The organism is Bradyrhizobium sp. HKCCYLRH2047, from assembly GCF_051168175.1.
Lineage (GTDB): Bacteria > Pseudomonadota > Alphaproteobacteria > Rhizobiales > Xanthobacteraceae > Bradyrhizobium.
In genome coordinates, this window is record NZ_JBNPUM010000003.1 from 155,881 (window position 1) to 172,427 (window position 16,547).

At 64.9% G+C, this 16,547-nt stretch carries 15 protein-coding genes; 7 read left to right on the forward strand and 8 right to left on the reverse strand.

Translation table 11 applies throughout. The annotated features are described in order from the left end of the window. Positions 1 to 27: 27 nt before the first annotated feature. Entirely contained in the window at positions 28 to 1,320 is a 1,293-nt protein-coding gene (locus ACQR1D_RS08060) for an MFS transporter (protein ID WP_434837753.1), read from the reverse strand. Then, positions 1,320 to 2,030: a hypothetical protein gene (locus ACQR1D_RS08065; RefSeq protein ID WP_315803612.1), complete on the reverse strand. Its 711-nt coding sequence runs from the start codon at positions 2,028 to 2,030 to the stop codon at positions 1,320 to 1,322. Before ACQR1D_RS08065 ends, ACQR1D_RS08060 begins: the two co-directional genes overlap by 1 nt. Positions 2,031 to 2,095: 65 nt before the next feature. Here ACQR1D_RS08065 and ACQR1D_RS08070 point away from each other — a divergent pair, with 65 nt between their 5' ends. The 3 genes from ACQR1D_RS08070 to ACQR1D_RS08080 all read left to right on the forward strand — a co-directional run bounded on the left by ACQR1D_RS08070 (position 2,096) and on the right by ACQR1D_RS08080 (position 4,064). Continuing rightward, on the forward strand, positions 2,096 to 3,115 hold the full coding sequence (locus ACQR1D_RS08070) for a GlxA family transcriptional regulator (protein ID WP_315803611.1): 1,020 nt from the start codon (positions 2,096 to 2,098) through the stop codon (positions 3,113 to 3,115). Between the two features lie 202 nt (positions 3,116 to 3,317). After that, positions 3,318 to 3,620, forward strand: a complete 303-nt coding sequence (locus ACQR1D_RS08075) for a hypothetical protein (RefSeq protein WP_434837754.1) — start codon at positions 3,318 to 3,320, stop codon at positions 3,618 to 3,620. A 90-nt stretch (positions 3,621 to 3,710) separates the two neighbouring features. Beyond that, positions 3,711 to 4,064: a phasin gene (locus tag ACQR1D_RS08080; RefSeq protein ID WP_315713636.1), complete on the forward strand. Its 354-nt coding sequence runs from the start codon at positions 3,711 to 3,713 to the stop codon at positions 4,062 to 4,064. A 108-nt stretch (positions 4,065 to 4,172) separates the two neighbouring features. Here the strand turns inward: ACQR1D_RS08080 and ACQR1D_RS08085 are convergent, their stop codons facing one another. The 3 genes from ACQR1D_RS08085 to ACQR1D_RS08095 form a co-directional block, all read right to left on the reverse strand. Beyond that, a complete protein-coding gene (locus tag ACQR1D_RS08085) occupies positions 4,173 to 4,487 on the reverse strand; it encodes a c-type cytochrome (protein WP_315803609.1) in 315 nt (104 codons plus the stop codon). Between the two features lie 149 nt (positions 4,488 to 4,636). Beyond that, a complete protein-coding gene (locus ACQR1D_RS08090; protein ID WP_316216958.1) occupies positions 4,637 to 4,789 on the reverse strand; it encodes a hypothetical protein in 153 nt (50 codons plus the stop codon). 274 nt (positions 4,790 to 5,063) lie between these two features. Next, positions 5,064 to 5,312: a hypothetical protein gene (locus tag ACQR1D_RS08095; protein ID WP_315803607.1), complete on the reverse strand. Its 249-nt coding sequence runs from the start codon at positions 5,310 to 5,312 to the stop codon at positions 5,064 to 5,066. Between the two features lie 343 nt (positions 5,313 to 5,655). Here ACQR1D_RS08095 and ACQR1D_RS08100 point away from each other — a divergent pair, with 343 nt between their 5' ends. Next, a complete protein-coding gene (locus tag ACQR1D_RS08100; protein ID WP_410051950.1) occupies positions 5,656 to 6,852 on the forward strand; it encodes an OpgC domain-containing protein in 1,197 nt (398 codons plus the stop codon). 10 nt (positions 6,853 to 6,862) lie between these two features. On the opposite strand, the gene ACQR1D_RS08105 is transcribed toward ACQR1D_RS08100, so the two are convergent. Then, the gene (locus ACQR1D_RS08105; RefSeq protein WP_434837755.1) at positions 6,863 to 7,123 is read right to left on the reverse strand and encodes a hypothetical protein; all 261 of its coding nucleotides are present in this window, start codon (positions 7,121 to 7,123) and stop codon (positions 6,863 to 6,865) included. A gap of 195 nt (positions 7,124 to 7,318) precedes the next feature. On the opposite strand from ACQR1D_RS08105, the gene rocF reads away from it, so the two are divergent. After that, positions 7,319 to 8,293, forward strand: a complete 975-nt coding sequence (rocF, locus tag ACQR1D_RS08110) for an arginase (protein WP_434893853.1) — start codon at positions 7,319 to 7,321, stop codon at positions 8,291 to 8,293. Positions 8,294 to 8,348: 55 nt separating this feature from the next. On the opposite strand, the gene ACQR1D_RS08115 is transcribed toward rocF, so the two are convergent. Next, positions 8,349 to 9,980: an NAD-dependent malic enzyme gene (locus tag ACQR1D_RS08115; RefSeq protein WP_315803793.1), complete on the reverse strand. Its 1,632-nt coding sequence runs from the start codon at positions 9,978 to 9,980 to the stop codon at positions 8,349 to 8,351. 195 nt (positions 9,981 to 10,175) lie between these two features. After that, positions 10,176 to 11,480 (reverse strand): NRAMP family divalent metal transporter, encoded by a 1,305-nt coding sequence (locus tag ACQR1D_RS08120; protein WP_315803603.1) that lies wholly within the window; start codon positions 11,478 to 11,480, stop codon positions 10,176 to 10,178. Positions 11,481 to 11,643: 163 nt separating this feature from the next. Here ACQR1D_RS08120 and ACQR1D_RS08125 point away from each other — a divergent pair, with 163 nt between their 5' ends. Together ACQR1D_RS08125 and ACQR1D_RS08130 are read left to right on the forward strand one after the other, a co-directional pair. After that, positions 11,644 to 15,501: an ATP-binding protein gene (locus ACQR1D_RS08125; protein WP_434893852.1), complete on the forward strand. Its 3,858-nt coding sequence runs from the start codon at positions 11,644 to 11,646 to the stop codon at positions 15,499 to 15,501. Positions 15,502 to 15,600: 99 nt separating this feature from the next. Next, positions 15,601 to 16,536, forward strand: coding sequence for a hypothetical protein (locus ACQR1D_RS08130; RefSeq protein ID WP_434893851.1), 936 nt, complete (start codon positions 15,601 to 15,603; stop codon positions 16,534 to 16,536). Positions 16,537 to 16,547: the final 11 nt, after the last annotated feature.

Sequence of the window (16,547 nt, forward strand, 5' to 3'; positions counted from 1 at the left end):
CATACTGACCCTCTCTGTTTTTTATGCTTAAGTACGAAGTATCAATTTGCGCCTCATCATCAGCGGCCCAAGCAGTCCAGGAAGCGACATCAGGAGAAGAATCTCGATCAGGGCTGCGTAGCCGGAATCGCTGGCAGCACTGCGCAGGCTTGATCCGATGTCGGGGGTGAGGCCGCTCGCACTCACCATGGCAAAGGCGATCACCGGCTGAGCCAGTCCGGCAAAAATGCCGGCGGCCGTCGTATTGATCGATGCGCCGACGCCGATGCGCTCCGCCGTGTAGAGATGCTTGGTGCTTTTCAGGATCAGCGGCACGGTGCCCCCGGCCACCAGGCCGAGCAGGGCGAACACCGCGCCGACATAGAAGAAGCCGAAGCTGTGCGCCAGTGCCGGCAACAGCATCACGACGAGCAGCATGCGCAGCAAGGTGATGGAGATCAGAGCTGCATTGAGCGACTGCATCCGGTCCGCGGCATGGCCAAGAAAGATCGATCCGATGGCGTTGCCGACCATGAAAGCGAGCAGGGGGCCGCCGGCCGCCGAAGGCGAGATGCCGAAATAATGCGCGACCATCGGGATGCCCCATACCCCGGCGAGCGTGGTCACGACCGCGAAATGCGCAGCGAAGCTCATGGCGCAGCCCCAGGTCGCGGCCGACCCGAGCGCATGCCAGCTCGTGATCAGGACGCTCTTCAGCGTCCTACTGGTATAGTTCGCCGGTGCGGATTTCAGGGTCGCGGACGCGCAGGCGAAGTTGACGACGCCGACGCAGGCGATGAAGAGAAAACAGGCGCGCCAGCCGAAGCCGCTGACAGCAGCCGCGAGCGGAGTCGTGGCGAGGACGCCGCCGACATAGCCCGATACCTGGGAGACGCCGGACATCAGGCCGAAACGCTGGTCGGAAAAGCTCTGCGCGACGAGCTTCAGCAGCGCCGTGAACACCAGCGCATCGCCGCAGGCCACGACCACGCGCGCGATGAAGACGTCGAGCAGGGTGGGCGACAGGGCGAAGGCGGCACTGCCGAGCACGGACGCCGTCATGCTGCACAGCACGACGCGCTTCACGCCGTAGCGGTCGACCAGAACGCCCGCGGGAATCTGCATCAAGGTGTAGCCCCAGAAGTAGCTGGAGGCGAGCATCGCGACGCCGGAGGCGTCGGTGCCGAAGTCGCGCATGAAGTCGAGGCCTACGGTCTGCGGCGACATTCGCTGCAGGAAGGCGATGGCGTAGGCGAACGCGACCGTTCCCCACGCGACATAGGCGCGATCGAAGAACCGGAGCGGAGAGGACGCGACCGCCTGTTGTCCAAGCGCCGCCATCACACCCTCGCGTAGCCGACGGAGAACAGGGCGTCGGCGGAATCCGGGATGATCCGCGACATCGCGGTCTCAACCAGCGAGGCCCTGCCGTGATAGTCCTGCCTGATGTGCTGGATGTGTCCATAGGCGCCACGCATGATCATGTGGGGCACCTCGAGCTGCTTGCCCGGATAGATCGTCGCACACATCTCGACGCAGGCGGCCTGCAGCTCGGCATCCGCGGACTCGTCGAGCAGCGACGGCGCGACTCTCTCGCAAATCTTGGCGTTGGCCGCCCACACGATCGGGTTGCGCGTTCGCCATCCGTACAGAATTTCCTCGCCGGGCGTGGCCGACCCAGGATGCTTGAGGATCTGCGACGTAAAGAACCCATACAGGCCACGGCCCTGATGTGCGGGTAGTACTTCGGTCCCACTGCGGTAGATGGCCAGCCGCTGCGCGATCGTCATCACGCGATAGACCGAGAACGCGACCAGTCCGATGTGATCGTAGACCAGAACGAGGCTGTATTTGCTGTCGAATGGCGACGAGGTCGCGGTCCAGTGGGGTTCGATTGCTTTCCAGTTAATGGCAATGATCGAATTCATCGCATCCATGATCGGCTGCCGATCAGGCTGCTGGATCTCCGACGCATCGGAGAAGCTGTAGACGGTGTAGTCGTCCCAGGGCGAGGCGACCGTCTTGTATCGGCCGTCCAGGTTGCGCGACATCGCGTGAACTCCAGCACTGCAAGGTCAAGCTATACAGGCGGGGCTCCGATGGCTTAAAGGACAATATGCCCTCGAATTCTGCCAACTCTCCCCGGCGTGCTGCGGTGCGTCGAGATGGTGCCGAAAGGCGGCTGGCGATCTTCGCCTTTCCTGGAGTGACACTGCTCGACGTCTCCGGCCCGGCACAGGTGTTTGCCGAGCTCAGCGAGATCGAGCTGCCGGCGCCGGGCTATGTGCTGAGCTACGTGTCCAAGGAAGGCGGGCTTGTGCCGACCGATGTCGGCCTGATGATCGACACTGCGCCACTCTCATCCCTGAAGCCTGAGGAGGTCGATACGCTGCTGATTCCGGGGGGGCCCGGCATCTGGAAGCTGCGGCAGGACGAGACGGTGATGCAGTGGATCGGCCAGGTGCTTCCCGGCGCGCGCCGCATCGCGTCCGTCTGCCTCGGCGCCTTTGCGCTGGCCTGGGTCGGAGCGCTGGAGGGCAGGCGGGCCGCGACACATTGGCGCTATTGTCCGCGCCTGCAGGACAGCTTTCCAAACGTGAAGGTCGAGCCCGACGCCATCTTTGTGCAGGACGGCCGGGTCTGGTCATCCGCAGGCGTGAGCGCCGGCATCGATCTCGCGCTGGCGATGATCGAGGAGGATTTCGGTCATACGATCGCACTCGACGTGGCGCGCCGGCTCGTCGTCTTCCTAAAGCGTCCGGGCGGCCAGAGTCAGTTTTCGACCGTGCTGGCGGCGCAAGCGTCCGACGTCGAGGGTCGGTTCAGTGCGCTGCATGCCTGGATCATCGAGAACATCGCCAGCGATCTGCGGGTCGAGGCGCTGGCCGCGCGAGCCGGCATGACGCCGCGTACCTTTGCCCGCACCTATGTCAGCCGCACCGGGATGACACCGGCACAGGGAGTCGAGGCGCTCAGGGTCGAGACGGCACGCCTCCTGCTCGAAAGCCGCCAGGTCGAAAACGTGGTCGAAATCGCCAAACGGGCTGGCTTTGGCGACGACGAGCGCATGCGGCGGGCGTTCCTGCGGCATCTCGGTGTGTCGCCGTCGGAGTATCGGCGTCGCTTTTCGGGTTGATCGGCGCTTGCCGCAACCGCGGCTGACACTTTTCGCCGGAGTCGAGGCCGCTCCGTTTGCCTTCAAGTTAATCCCGTCGCTCGCGTTGCGGCCAGAGCGGCCATGAAGTGTGCGATCGCTCTAAGGCTTCCGTAAAATGCCACGGGTAAAACGCTGAAAATTCGATGCAGATCCGCCCCTGCAGAGCAGTGGGAAAAGGCCAATGACCAACATCGTTCCCTTTCGCACGAGAGTACTCTTGCCTCACGCCGCCTTTGCAAGGGCGCAAGCGAAGGCCGCGGTTGTGGTGGCCGGGGCCGTCCACACGGACAACGTGCGAGCCGGTGCATTCGGCGTCAGGGAAGATGTGAGAAGAACTGTCCTCCTCCTCGATCTTGCCCTGCAGCATGCGCGAGAACTCTCAGGCTTCGTTTCGGACGAGCGCGCGCGGCTGACCTATGATCGTCATCTCGCTTCGATCGAGCGCGCGCTGCAGGTCGCGCGCCAACGTCTGGCCGCGCTCTGACAGGCGCTTGCCGCCCTCTTTCCGCATCCATTTGCACGGCGACGCAGGGAGTCGGATGTGGTAGTTGGATCTGTCGTGGAGGACGCAACGATGACCCAAACCAAACTCGAAGTGCCCGCTGAACTGCGGGACCTGGCCGAAAAGACCATCTCGCAGGCGGAAAAAGCGTTCGAGATGTTCTTCGACGCAGCCGGCAAATCGATCGGCACGGTTCCGGGCCCAGCCGCGGACATGTCCAAGCAGGCGCTCACTCTCACCGAGCAGAACATCAAGACGGCTTTCGAGCACGCGCGAAAGCTCGTTCACGCCACTGAGCTCGAGGAGGCGATGCGGATCCAGTCCGAGTTCCTGCGCAGCCAGTTCACCAACGCCGGTGAACACATGAAGACGATCACGGCGAGCATCATGTCCGCCGCGAGCAAGGCGACCGAGCCCAAGAGCTGAACCGCGAGCCTTGCCGTCGCAGGAGCGACGGTCTGCATGGACGGAGCTCGGCGGCAGCGCTGCCGCCGAATGGGCGCGGGCGGACCAGACGGGCGAAGGAGCCCAGCCCTATTTTCGCAGGCTGCCGATATAGGCGGCGATGTCGGCTGCCTCCAGCCGGTTGAGCGGAAAGCTTGGCATCTTTGGATGCGGGTCGAGCAGGAAAAACGCGACCTTCTCTGGCGTGAAATCCGTCTTCTTAGCAATCTGGGCGAAGGAGGGAACGTCCGCGCTGGCCTGCTTCTGCGTCCCTTCGATGAGGTGGCATGAGGCGCACCAGCGACGGGCCAGATCTCCGCCGTGATCCGGATCGGCGGCCCAGGCCGGTGTCGATGCCGCAGCCGCGATCGCGATCGCGATAACTCTCATCACCGAGGCGTGCATCAAGAAACTCCTGATCTTTGTCTGTTGGGTGGTGGCGCACCTCGCCCAAGTGGCGGCGAGCGGCTCATGAAGGAATGTTTCGCCCCTGGAGAGGGGCGATCTTGGCCGTTCCGCCGCGCAGGCACGCGGCGCGTCGATGAATCTCGACGTCAATTACAGCACGATTTGGGAAAGTGGGACAGGTCGATCCGGCTGACGATCGCCTTCAGGAGCGCGGTCGCACGGCGCAGCCAAGACATATCGGTCGGGCGAGACACGTCGGTCGAGGCGGTGATCGTCAACTCTTCCGCAACGTAGGACATGTCGAGCCCTCCCTGTCGCTCAGCATCTTTCCGCTCAGCCTGTTGACGAGGTGCGTACCGCCACATGCGGGGCATGCGGCCGCCTCACAGGCGTCGAACTGGTCGGCAAGAGCCGGTGTGGCCAAGCCGATCTGAACGTTCGATCCCGTCTGGGAGCAGCGAAAAACGAGAGTTTCCATAGCCTGAATATGACAAATGCCGGCATCGATGCCTTGATCTGTCTCAACAGACGATGAGCCGACCGGCGCTCGCCGGACTGCCAGGGAACAGAATGTCAGGTCAGGCTATGCGATACAGCCTTCGCCCTGTCGATCCGTTCGGCGACGTTCACCGTGGACACGGAACCCGTCTGGGCCGCACGGAGGGCCGCATCGATCTTCGACTTCACGCGCCGCGCCGCGAGCGCGGCGAGTCTGGTCTGGGTGCGTCCGGTCTTGATCTGATCGCCAAACTCGTACCGCCATTCCCAAATGTCCGGTTCAGCAGTCGCCACGACCGTATATTGGACACCTCGGTGGATCACGGAACCCCCCTGTCAACACTTCCACTCAAAGTCAACGTCTAACCAATCTACAATCAATCCGGGCAAATACGGGACTGGAACAATTGCCAGCTCCGCGGTTGGTGAGATGGTTAACACCACCATGCCGACAATGTTCCGCAGGTACCCGGCTTCCGTGCACACTTTTCCAGTGCGGATATCGGCTGTGCACAATCGGCAAATCGCGCGGGGCAACCTGAAGACGCAGACGGGGGGGCGCGTTCGAGGGCCCGAAATCTGCCAGAAGGGCGGACGACGCGTGTTTCGGATTCGAGTTCCGATCGATGACCGGCAGGAGATATTAAGGCACGACATGCCGGAGTCGATGTTGGTCCGCCATCCCGAGACGAGGTCCATCTTGTTTGCCGATGATCAAGAGTTGGCGAAGACAGATAGCGTGGCAGCCGGCAACGGGAACGGCAACGGACGGCGTGACCTCCGGGTCGACGCGTGCCGGGGTCTCGCCCTCTGGTTCATCTTCATCGATCATGTTCCAGACAACTCGCTGGCGTGGCTGACGCTGCGCAATTACGGTTTCAGCGACACCTCCGAGGTGTTCGTCTTCATCTCCGGCTACACCTGCATGCTGGCCTATGGCGGAGCGCTGCGGGACCAGGGCTGGGCGACCACGGTGGTGCGGGCGTTGCGGCGTGCCTGGGAGATCTATGCGGCGTTCCTGGTCCTGCTGCTCGCCTATGCGGCGCTGGTCTGGGTGATCGGCGGCGGCACGCGCTTCGTCGACGAGACCAACACCGGCTTCTTCTTCCGCGAGCCCGGGCCCACGCTGGTGCATGTGGCGCTGCTGCAATTCGCGCCGGTCAACACCGACATCCTGCTGACGTTCGCAATCCTGCACTTCTGCTTTCCCGTCATCCTGTGGCTGATGATGACCAGCGCGACGCTGACGCTGGTGCTTTCATTCCTGCTCTACATGATGGTTCAGCTGTTCAGCTGGCAGGTGCCGGCGTGGCCGAGCGGCGAGCTGTATTTCAATCCGTTCGCCTGGCAGTTCCTGTTCGTGATCGGCGCCTGGTACAGCTATGCCGGCACCACGCGGCTGCGCCGGCTCCTCGACTCGCCGATGCTGCTGGTCGTGGCGATCGGCTATCTCGTCTTCAGTCTGCTGATGGCGCTCAGCTGGGAGTTCAAGAGTCTCGAGAGCCTGATCCCGTCCGGCATCAGCGGCCTGATCTATCCGATCTACAAGAGCCACCTTGCGCCGGTGCGGCTGTTGCATTTCCTGGCGCTTGCCTTCGTGGTGTCACGGCTGGCGCCGCCGCAATGGAAGGGGCCGATCCGTCCGCTGACGACGGCCATGATCAGGTGCGGTGAGAGCTCGCTCTCGATCTATTGCGTGGGTGTGCTGCTGGCCTTTCTCGGCCAGGTCGTGCTGACCGATGTGGCGAGCGGGTTCGCGATGCAAATTTTGATCAGTGTCGCGGGGATCGCGATCATGATCATGGTCGCCACGCTCCTGACCTGGGAGTCGCAGCTCGACCGGCGTGGACCGCGGCTGTTCTGAGCGCCACCCTTCAGCGCCGGCGCGCGACCGCGACCCCGAACAGGAAGGCGACGAACAGGCTCGCGAGCGGCGCCTCGCGGGTGATCGCGCTGACGGTCGACAGAGCGGTCCCGGGCCGCCGCGCGTCCCTTGCCGCTTCGCTGAGCCGGTCGACGGCCGCACTCAAGGTGCCGACCATCTCCCCGAGTGTGCGCGACATGTCGGTCGCGGTGTCGAGCGCGCGTTCGGTGACGCCCGGCTGTGGAGGAGTTTCGAACGTTTCGCTGCTCACTTTGGTCGCCTTCCTGCCGCGGCTCGTCGGATTGGCCCCCCGTGCCGACGCGATTCGGCCGAGGGCGGATGTGACGTTCCTGAAAATGCCGTCTGATGCGATTGGTTCCCATGGACCGAGACGCATCGCCGGCGAAGCACGCGGTGCAAAATCGCGCTACGCTGGGCGGCCGGCCGTCGATGAAAGGATTCCGTCTTGGCTTCTCCAGACCTTACAGCGCCACATCGCATTGCCGTCCTTGGTGCGCCGATCGATCTCGGCGCGTCGGTCCGCGGCACGCTGATGGGGCCGGCTGCGCTGCGCACCGCAGGTCTCATCAACGTGCTGGAAAGCCTAGGGCTCGACGTTACCGACTACGGCGATGTCGGCATCGCCGACATGACGGAGTCTGCAGACGAGCCGCCGGCGAGGGCCAAGCACTATAGCCAGATCCAGCGCTGGTCGCGGGTGCTGGCGCGCCGCAGCCATGACCTGGCCCGGACCGGCGCCATTCCGGTGTTTCTCGGCGGCGACCATTCGCTATCGATGGGGTCGGTGAACGGGGTCGCGCGCCATTGCCGCGAGATCGGGCGGGAGCTGTTCGTGCTGTGGCTCGACGCACATGCCGACTACAACACGCCGGACACCACGATCACGGCGAACATGCACGGCATGTCCGCCGCGTTCTTGTGCGGCGAGCCGGGTCTCGACGGCCTGCTCGGCGACGAGGCACGCGCGTCCATCCCCCCGGATCAGCTGGAGCTGTTCGGCATCCGCTCGATCGACAGGGCGGAAAAGGAGCTGCTGCGTCTCCGGCGTATCAGCATCGCCGACATGCGCGCCATCGACGAATTCGGCGTCGGCGTGCTGATGCGCCGGATCCTCGACAGGGTTCGTGCGCGGAACGGCGTCCTGCATGTGAGCTTCGATGTCGACTTCCTCGATCCCGAGGTGGCCCCCGGCGTCGGCACGACCGTACCTGGCGGCGCGACCTATCGCGAGGCGCATCTCATCATGGAGATGCTGCACGATTCCGGCCTGGTCCGTTCGGTCGACATCGTCGAGCTCAACCCGTTCCTCGACGAGCGCGGCAAGACTGCGCGCGTCGCGGTCGAACTGATCGCGAGCCTGTTCGGTCAGCAGATCACGGACCGGCCGACGCCGACCAATGCGATCGTTCCGGATCAATAGAGCGGATGCCTCCTCGCTCGACCTCGGTGAGCCCGAGGCATCCGCGATCTCGGGCTCAGTAGCGGGCGTCGTACATCTTCGACTCGACGAAGCCGAGCAAATCGTTCGGCGCGGGGCCCGTGGCGAGCCCGTTCTGATAGGCAACGCCGGCCACCGCGGCGCCGATATGGGCAGACACCTCGCGGATGCGCGGCAGCGCCGGGTAGAGGCTGCCCTGCTCGAGATCGGCGCCGGTGACGCAGTTCGCCAGGGTATGCGCGGCGGCCATGAACATCTCGTCGGTCACCAGCCGCGCGCCGCTGGCGATGGCGCCGAGGCCGACGCCGGGGAAGATGTAGGAGTTGTTGCCCTGACGCGGCACGAAGGTCTTGCCGTCGAGCTTGACCGGATCGTAGGGGCTGCCGCAGGCGAACAGCGCGCGGCCCTGGGTATAGCGATAGGCCGACTCCGCCGAGCATTCCGCCTTCGAGGTCGGGTTGGAGAGCGCAAAGATGATGGGGCGCTCGTTCAGCTCGGCCATGGCCTGCAGCACTTCCGGCGTGAAGGCGCCGCCGACGGCCGCCACGCCGATGATCGCGGTCGGCTTCAGCGTCCTGATCGCGGTCAGGAAGTCCGCGATCGGCGCCTGGTCGTGCGCATAGCGCAGCTTGTGGCCGTGCAGGTTCTCCCGCCCCTTGATGACGAGGCCGCGCGAGTCCGTCAGCCAGTTGCGCCGCAGCGACTCTGCTTCGGACAGGCCCTCGGCCATCATGGCGGAGACGACGAGATCCGCGATGCCGGTGGCCGCCTCGCCGGCGCCGAGGAACAGCACCGTCTGATCGCGGAGCTTGCCGCCGGTGATGCGCAGCGCCGAAAACAAGCCGGCGAGCGCCACCGCCGCGGTGCCCTGGATGTCGTCGTTGAAGACGCAGGCGTCGTCGCGATATTTGTGCAGCAGCTTGAACGCGGCGTGGTTGGCGAAATCCTCGAACTGGATCAGCACGCCCGGGAAGGCGGCGCGGGCCGCGGTCATGAACTCGTCGACGAAGGCGTCATAGGCTTCGCCAGTAAGGCGCTTCTGGCGCAGCCCGATGTAGTAGGGGTCGGCCAGAAGCTCTTCGTTGTTGGTGCCGACATCGAGCATGACGGGCAGGCACTCTTCCGGATGGATGCCGGCGCAGGCCGAGTACAGCGACAGCTTGCCGACCGGAATGCCCATGCCGTTGGCGCCGAGATCGCCGAGACCCAGGATGCGCTCGCCGTCGGTGACGACGATCAGCCTGGCGCGATACGGCCAGTTGGCGAGGATCTCCGCGATCCGGCCGCGGTCGTTGGCCGAGATGAACAGGCCGCGCGGACGCTGGAAGATCAGACCGTATTTCTGGCAGGCGAGGCCGACGGTCGGCGTGTAGATCAGCGGCTGGATCTCGTCGATGTTGTCGCAGACCACCCGGAAGAACAGCGCTTCGTTGCGGTCATGCAGCGCGTTCAGTGCCACATACTTCTCGAGGTCGCTGGACAGGCTGCGAAGATTGACCAGGATCCGCTCGGCCTGGGCCGGCATCGACATGACCCCGGCGGGCAGGAAGCCGCGCAGGCCGAGCGCATCGCGCTCCTGCTCGGTGAAGCCGGTGCCCTTGTTGAGCAGCGGATCGCGCAGCAGCGCGAGTCCGCGCGGAGAATAGGGGGGGAGCGTCGATGCGCTCATGCGTTGCGGCTGGGTCAAGGCAGTCTCCGAGGTCCTTTGTTCGAGCACCGCCATACCGGCGCGCGCCCGGCGTTGATCGGCATCAATCGCGGCGGGATGGCGGGAACGGACTGTTAACACAGTTTACGTTCCGCGTTGCACCAATGACGTTGTGCAACTGCGTTGCAGCCGACGCAGAGGGACATGCGATGGCCGCTAGGCGCGGCCCGTGACGAATGACCACAGCAGCGCCAGCACGGCGATGGCCATGATGCCTGTCCCCATCCATCCCAGGGCGATCAGCCAGGACCGTCCGCGGAAGCGGCCCATCAGCCCGGCATTGGACACGATCACCATCATCATCGCCATGATCGGCACGGCGGCGATGCCGTTGAGCACGGCGCTCCACACCAGCATGTGGATCGGGTCGATGCCGGTGAAGCCGAGCCCGAAGCCGATGATCGTGGCGGCAGCAATGATGCTGTAGAAGCCGACCGCCTCGTCCGGCTTGGCCTCCAGGGTCGCGTGCCAGCCGAAGATCTCGGCGACGGCGTATGCGGCCGAGCCCGCCAGCACCGGGATCGCCAGCATGCCGGTCCCGATGATGCCGAGCGCGAACAACAGGAAGGTGAAGTCGCCCGCGAGCGGGCGCAGGGCTTCGGCCGCCTGCGTCGCCGAGTCGATTTTGGTGATGCCATGCGCGTGCAGCACCGTGGCGGTCGTCACGATGATGAAGAACGCGATCGCGTTGGAGAAGATCATGCCGATCGTGGTGTCGATCCTGATCCGGCGGAGGTCGGGGTGGTCCTTCTTCGACAGCTCGCGCAAGGGACGGTCGACCTTGCCCTGGTTCATCTCCTCGACCTCCTGCGAGGCCTGCCAGAAGAACAGGTAGGGGCTGATGGTGGTGCCGAGCACAGCCACCACCGTCAGCAGATAGTCGGCCTCCGTCGAGAGGCTGGGCCAAACCGCCGCGAGCAGCGCCGTGCTCCAGGGCACTTTGACCATCAAGGCGGTCGCGACGTAGGCGAACAGGCTGAGGGTCAGCACCTTGATGAAAGGTGCGTAGCGGCGGTAGGGCAGGAATACCTGGAGCAGCGTCGACCCGGCGGCGAAGATGAGCGCGTGCTCATGATTGAGACCGCCGATCACCAGCGACAGCGACTCCGCCATCGCCGCGATATCGGCTGCGATGTTGAAGGTGTTGGCGCCGACCAGCAGCGCGACGAGGCCGAAGACGATCCCGCGTGGCGCAAGCGCGGTGATGTTGGCCGCCAGCCCTTTGCCGGTGACACGGCCGATGCGCGCGCTCACCAGCTGGATCGCGATCATGAAAGGCGCTGTCAGAAAGACCGTCCACAACAGCCCATAACCGAACTGCGCGCCGGCCTGGGAGTACGTTGCTATTCCCGACGGGTCGTCGTCAGCGGCACCGGTCACGAGACCTGGACCCAACAGCCGGAATACGCTCCAGGGCGACCGTCTCGGTGTGTTCGGTTCAGATGCAACGGTCGTGGCCATGGCAGCGCTCCCCCGGCGGTGTATGTCTCGAAGTCGCACGCCCCCTTTTTGTTCCCGGCTCCGGAACCGGAGGAGAGTACCTGCGTTCCAGATCACGTCGGATTTCGACCAGGGGGAGCGCGTGCCGGACGAGCGGCAAACAGGGCATGATCAGGAGCTCGGCATGGCCGAGCGCGAGAGGCTTTTTTCCGGAGGCAGTGAGCTGGCCGGACTGATGTTGCGGTTCGATTGGGAGAGCACCTCGATCGGACCGCCGGAGCATTGGCCGCAGAGCCTGAAGACGGCCGTCAGGATCATGCTGACATCCCAACAGCCGATCTGGATCGGTTGGGGAAGGGAGCTGATCTATCTCTACAACGATGCTTACAAGACCATCATCGGCGGCAAACATCCGTGGGCACTCGGCCGACCGATCTCTGCAGTCTGGCACGAGATCTGGGAGGACATCGGTCCGTTGCTGGCCAAGGCCGGCGGCGGTGACCAGGGCACCTATGTCGAGGCGCAACTCCTGATCATGGAGCGCAACGGCTTTCCCGAGGAGACCTACTACACGTTCTCCTACAGTCCCATTCCGGACGACGATGGATCACCTGGAGGAATCTTCTGCGCCAACACCGATGACACTCAGCGCGTGATCAGCGAGCGCCAGCTCTCGTTGCTGCGCGAACTCGCAAATGCCGGGGCCGGGGCCCGCAGCATCGATCAGGCCTGCGCAAGCTGCGCGGACGCGTTGGCGCGGGAGGCGCGCGACCTTCCGTTCGCGATGATCTACATGACCGACCCGGACGGCGAGGCGGCGCGACTGCAGGCCTTGACCGGCATCGACCGCGATCATCCCGCTGCTCAGCCGAGGCTGAGAATTCAGCCGGAAGGAACGTGGCCTCTGGCCGAAGCGCTGAAGCTGCAGGATGCGGTGCTGGTTCGTGACCTTCCGCGGCGGTTCGGTCTCAGCTTTCCGACCGGCGGATGGCGTCAGCCGCCACAGCACGCCGTTGTGCTTCCGCTGCCCGCGTCGGGGGAAGCCGGACGGGGCGGCTTCCTCGTCGCAGGTCTCAATCCGTTCCGCCTCTACGACGAGAGCTATGCCCGCTTCCTGAACCTCGTCGCGGGGCAGATTGCAGCGGCCGTCAGCAACGGCGGGGCCTATCAGGCAGAGCGGCGCCGGGCGGAAGCGCTGGCCGAAATCGACCGCGCCAAGACGACGTTCTTTTCCAACATCAGCCACGAGTTTCGTACGCCACTGACGCTGATGTTGAGCCCGCTGGAAGAGCTGCTCGGCCGCGCCGAGGCCCAACTCACCCCCGAGGCGCGATCCGCCCTCAGCCTGATCCACCGCAACGGCATTCGTCTGCTGAAGCTCGTGAACACGCTGCTCGACTTTTCGCGCATCGAGGCCGGCCGCATGACCGCGCATTTCGAGCCGATCGATCTTGCGGGTTTCACTGCCGAGCTCGTGTCCAACTTCCGCTCGGCGACGGATCCTGCCGGCCTGCGTCTCACCATCGACCGCACGCCCCTGTCCGAGCCGGTGTATGTCGACCGCGACTTGTGGGAGAAGATCGTTCTCAATCTGGTGTCGAATGCGTTCAAGTTCACCCTCGAAGGTGAAATCGCGGTGTCGATCGGCTTGTCCACTGACGGCAATCATGCCGAGCTCGAGGTTCGCGACACCGGCACCGGCATCCCGCCCAGTGAGCTGCCGCATTTGTTCGAACGGTTTCGTCGCATCGAAGGTGCGCGCGGCCGATCCTTCGAGGGCAGCGGCATCGGTCTCGCTCTCGTTCAGGAACTGGTGAGGCTTCATGGCGGGGAGATCGCCGTAGACAGCGAACTCGGCCGCGGCTCGGTTTTCACCGTGCGAATTCCGCTAGGCTCGGCGCATCTGCCGGCGGGCCAGATCGGACCTTCCCGTGTCCTGGCCGTTACCAACGTGCGTGCCGAAGCCTACATCGAGGAGGCGCTCGGATGGCTGAACGGCGGTGGGCGGTTCGAGCTTCCTCACCCGTCGTCATCCGATGACCTCGGAGTTCGCTCCGCGACGGCATCGGCCCGTGATCGCGTGGTGCTCGCGGACGACAATCCTGATATGCGCGACTACGTCCGCCGTTTGCTCGGCGAGGATTATGACGTGGAGGCGGTCAGCGATGGCATCGCGGCCCTCGAGGCCGTCCGACGGCGCCGCCCCGATCTGGTGCTGACCGACGTTATGATGCCGGGGCTCGACGGCTTCGGCCTGCTGAGAGTGCTGCGTGGCGATGCGCAGCTTCGCGACATTCCTGTGGTCATGCTGTCGGCGCGCGCCGGCGAAGAGGCCAAGGTGGAGGGACTTGATGCCGGGGCGAGCGACTATCTCACCAAGCCGTTCAGCGCGCGCGAGCTGCTGGCGCGGGTGCGCGCCAACATCGATCTGTCGCGGGTGCGGCACGAGGCCGAGATCACGCTGCGTGAGCTGAACGAGCGTCTGGAGACGCAGGTCTCCGAGCGTACCGCGGAGCTGCAGGCCAAGGAGGCGCGGCTGCGGACGATCTTCGAGGCGAGCTACACGTTCCAAGCGCTGCTCTCGTCCGATGGGACGCTTCTGGACGCCAATGCGACCTCGCTCGAAGCGATCGCTGCGCCGCTGCACGAGGTCGCAGGGCTGCCATTCTGGGAGACGCCGTGGTTTGCGGGTACGCCCGGCATGCCCGAGGTGATCAGATCCCTGGTTGACGCCGTCGCTCGCGGCGACGGGGCCCGCCAGGAGTTGCAGCTCGAACTGCCGGTCGGCGGCTCACGCTGGTTCGACTTTCAGATGCGGCCGGTGCGGGATGAGACCGGACAGGTGGCCGCCATCGTGCCCGAGGCGGTCGAGCTGACCGAACGGCGCAAGGCGGAGGAGGCGTTCCGCCAGGCCCAGAAGATGGAGGCGATCGGCCAGCTCACCGGCGGCGTCGCGCACGACTTCAACAATCTGCTGACCGTGATCCGGTCGTCGGCCGACCTGTTGCGCCGGCGCCAGCTGTCCCCGGAGCGCATGCGGCGCTACGTGGATGCGATCTCGGACACGGCGGATCGCGCCGCCAAGCTCACCGGACAGTTGCTCGCCTTCGCGCGGCGGACGCCGATGGAGCGCCGCGTCTTCGATGCCGCTGTTCATATCGAGCGGATCGAGGAGATGCTGCAGACCGTGCTCGGCGCACCGGCTGTGATCGAGCTCGATCTCGCTTTGCGCCCGCTTCCGGTCGACGTCGACATCAATCAGTTCGAGACGGCGCTCGTGAACCTCGTCGCCAATGCGCGCGATGCGATGGAGGGGCGGGGCGTCCTGAGCATTCGCGGCGAGATCGTCCGGGAGGGCGGTCAGTCCGGGCAGTCGTCGTTCGTCTCCATTGCGGTCAGCGACACCGGATCCGGCATTCCTCCAGATCAGATCGACCGGATCTTCGAGCCGTTTTTCACCACCAAGGGCGTTGGGCGCGGTACCGGCCTCGGTCTGTCCCAGGTGTACGGCTTCGTTCATCAGTCCGGCGGACGGGTGCTGGTCGACAGCGAGCTCGGCAAGGGCACGACGCTGACATTGTTGCTTCCGCTGACGGACAAACCACTGGGACCGCGCGAGCGGAGCGAGCAGGATGCCGAACAGCTCGCTGCGCGCTGGAGCGTGCTGGTCGTCGAGGACAACCCGGAGATCGGCGAATTTTCCACGCAATTGCTCGAGGACCTCGGCTACCGGACGGTGCTTGCGCGCAGCGGAACGGATGCACTGCGGATGATCGACGAGAATCCCGAGAGCTTCGATCTCGTGCTCAGCGACGTCGTGATGCCCGGCATGGACGGGGTGACGCTCGGCCAGGAAATCCGCCGGCGGTTGCCGATGATCCCGATCGTGCTCAACAGCGGTTACAGTCATGTCCTCGCTGACGGTGACCGCCACGGTTTCAGCCTGATCCAGAAGCCTTACTCGGTCGACGAGCTGTCGCGCGTGCTGCGCCATGTCATGGCCACGCGAGCGGCAGGCGCGAAGCCGGCGCCGTCGGCATGAGACGCGCGGCAGCTTTCCCCTGACCCCGGTCGGCTTCGCGCGATCAGCACTTGAAGGATCGCGCTTGACCGGCGTATTTTCGGTGCTGGGGGAAGTCTCATGGCACACGAGGAATGGCGGCTGCGCGGCGGTCGGACGCAGCGGCGGATATCTGCTCTTGTCGCGGGCGCGGCACTGGTCATGAGCGGCAGTGCCCTTGCCAAGGACGATGAGGCGGATGAGCCGGCGGGTCTTGCGAACGTCTATATCGATTTCCGCACGAACTACGCCTATCTGCCCGGCGCTGCGTTGTCGACGGGCCTCGGCGACACCTCGCTGTTCGGAACGCTGTCCCAGCTCGCAACCTTGCGCAAGCTGCTCGACCGGCCAACCTTGCCGGGACGCCCGCAGCTCTCGGTTCCGACCAACCAGGGCGTCGGCGTCGACGTTCCGCTCACGGCGGATCTCGGCGACGCGCTCTCGCTCTATGGCGGCTTCACCGGCAGCGCGTCCTACAACGGCCTGTCCGGTTGGTCTGACGTCGCGGTGACGAGCTGGTTCCTCGGCTTCCAGGCCGATGTCTATCAACAGAACGGCGGCGCATTCCCAACCTTGACGCTGCAGTCGACGCTGACGCGGTCGGTGCCCGACTCGCCGTTGGCGACAACGTCGTTCAATACGGTGGTCGAGGCGAAATACGCGCTCGATCCCGACGAGATGCGCGGCTGGCTGGCGGGCATCCAATATACTCACACGGAGGTCGACACGGTTCTGGCGCGGATCGGCGATACTACCGCCGGCTATGTCGGCGGCTTCTATCAGTGGGACAACAACTGGAAGGTCTCCGCGCGGGTCGGGCTGCAGTCGTTCGGCGGTGCGCAGCTGCTCGCCCTCGCGCCGATCGCGGCCTACACGCAGCCACTGGTCAGGCTCGATCTCGATCGCATGGATGACGACGACAATCGCCTGTTCGGCATCACGGCGCAGATCGCATGGGCGCCGAAGCCGGTCTATCAGCTGACCGTGCGAACGCCGCTCTACGCGATCAAGAACTGATCGTCGACGCT

Bases quoted from the DNA above. Each gene is read 5' to 3' on its own strand.
- ACQR1D_RS08120 (WP_315803603.1), bottom strand. From the start codon at position 11,480: ATGGCCACGACCGTTGCATCTGAACCGAACACACCGAGACGGTCGCCC.
- ACQR1D_RS08100 (WP_410051950.1), top strand. From the start codon at position 5,656: ATGTTGGTCCGCCATCCCGAGACGAGGTCCATCTTGTTTGCCGATGAT.
- ACQR1D_RS08070 (WP_315803611.1), top strand. From the start codon at position 2,096: ATGCCCTCGAATTCTGCCAACTCTCCCCGGCGTGCTGCGGTGCGTCGA.
- ACQR1D_RS08075 (WP_434837754.1), top strand. From the start codon at position 3,318: ATGACCAACATCGTTCCCTTTCGCACGAGAGTACTCTTGCCTCACGCC.
- ACQR1D_RS08085 (WP_315803609.1), bottom strand. From the start codon at position 4,487: ATGCACGCCTCGGTGATGAGAGTTATCGCGATCGCGATCGCGGCTGCG.
- ACQR1D_RS08080 (WP_315713636.1), top strand. From the start codon at position 3,711: ATGACCCAAACCAAACTCGAAGTGCCCGCTGAACTGCGGGACCTGGCC.
- ACQR1D_RS08115 (WP_315803793.1), bottom strand. From the start codon at position 9,980: ATGAGCGCATCGACGCTCCCCCCCTATTCTCCGCGCGGACTCGCGCTG.
- ACQR1D_RS08060 (WP_434837753.1), bottom strand. From the start codon at position 1,320: ATGGCGGCGCTTGGACAACAGGCGGTCGCGTCCTCTCCGCTCCGGTTC.
- ACQR1D_RS08130 (WP_434893851.1), top strand. From the start codon at position 15,601: ATGGCACACGAGGAATGGCGGCTGCGCGGCGGTCGGACGCAGCGGCGG.
- ACQR1D_RS08125 (WP_434893852.1), top strand. From the start codon at position 11,644: ATGGCCGAGCGCGAGAGGCTTTTTTCCGGAGGCAGTGAGCTGGCCGGA.
- ACQR1D_RS08065 (WP_315803612.1), bottom strand. From the start codon at position 2,030: ATGTCGCGCAACCTGGACGGCCGATACAAGACGGTCGCCTCGCCCTGG.
- ACQR1D_RS08090 (WP_316216958.1), bottom strand. From the start codon at position 4,789: ATGTCCTACGTTGCGGAAGAGTTGACGATCACCGCCTCGACCGACGTG.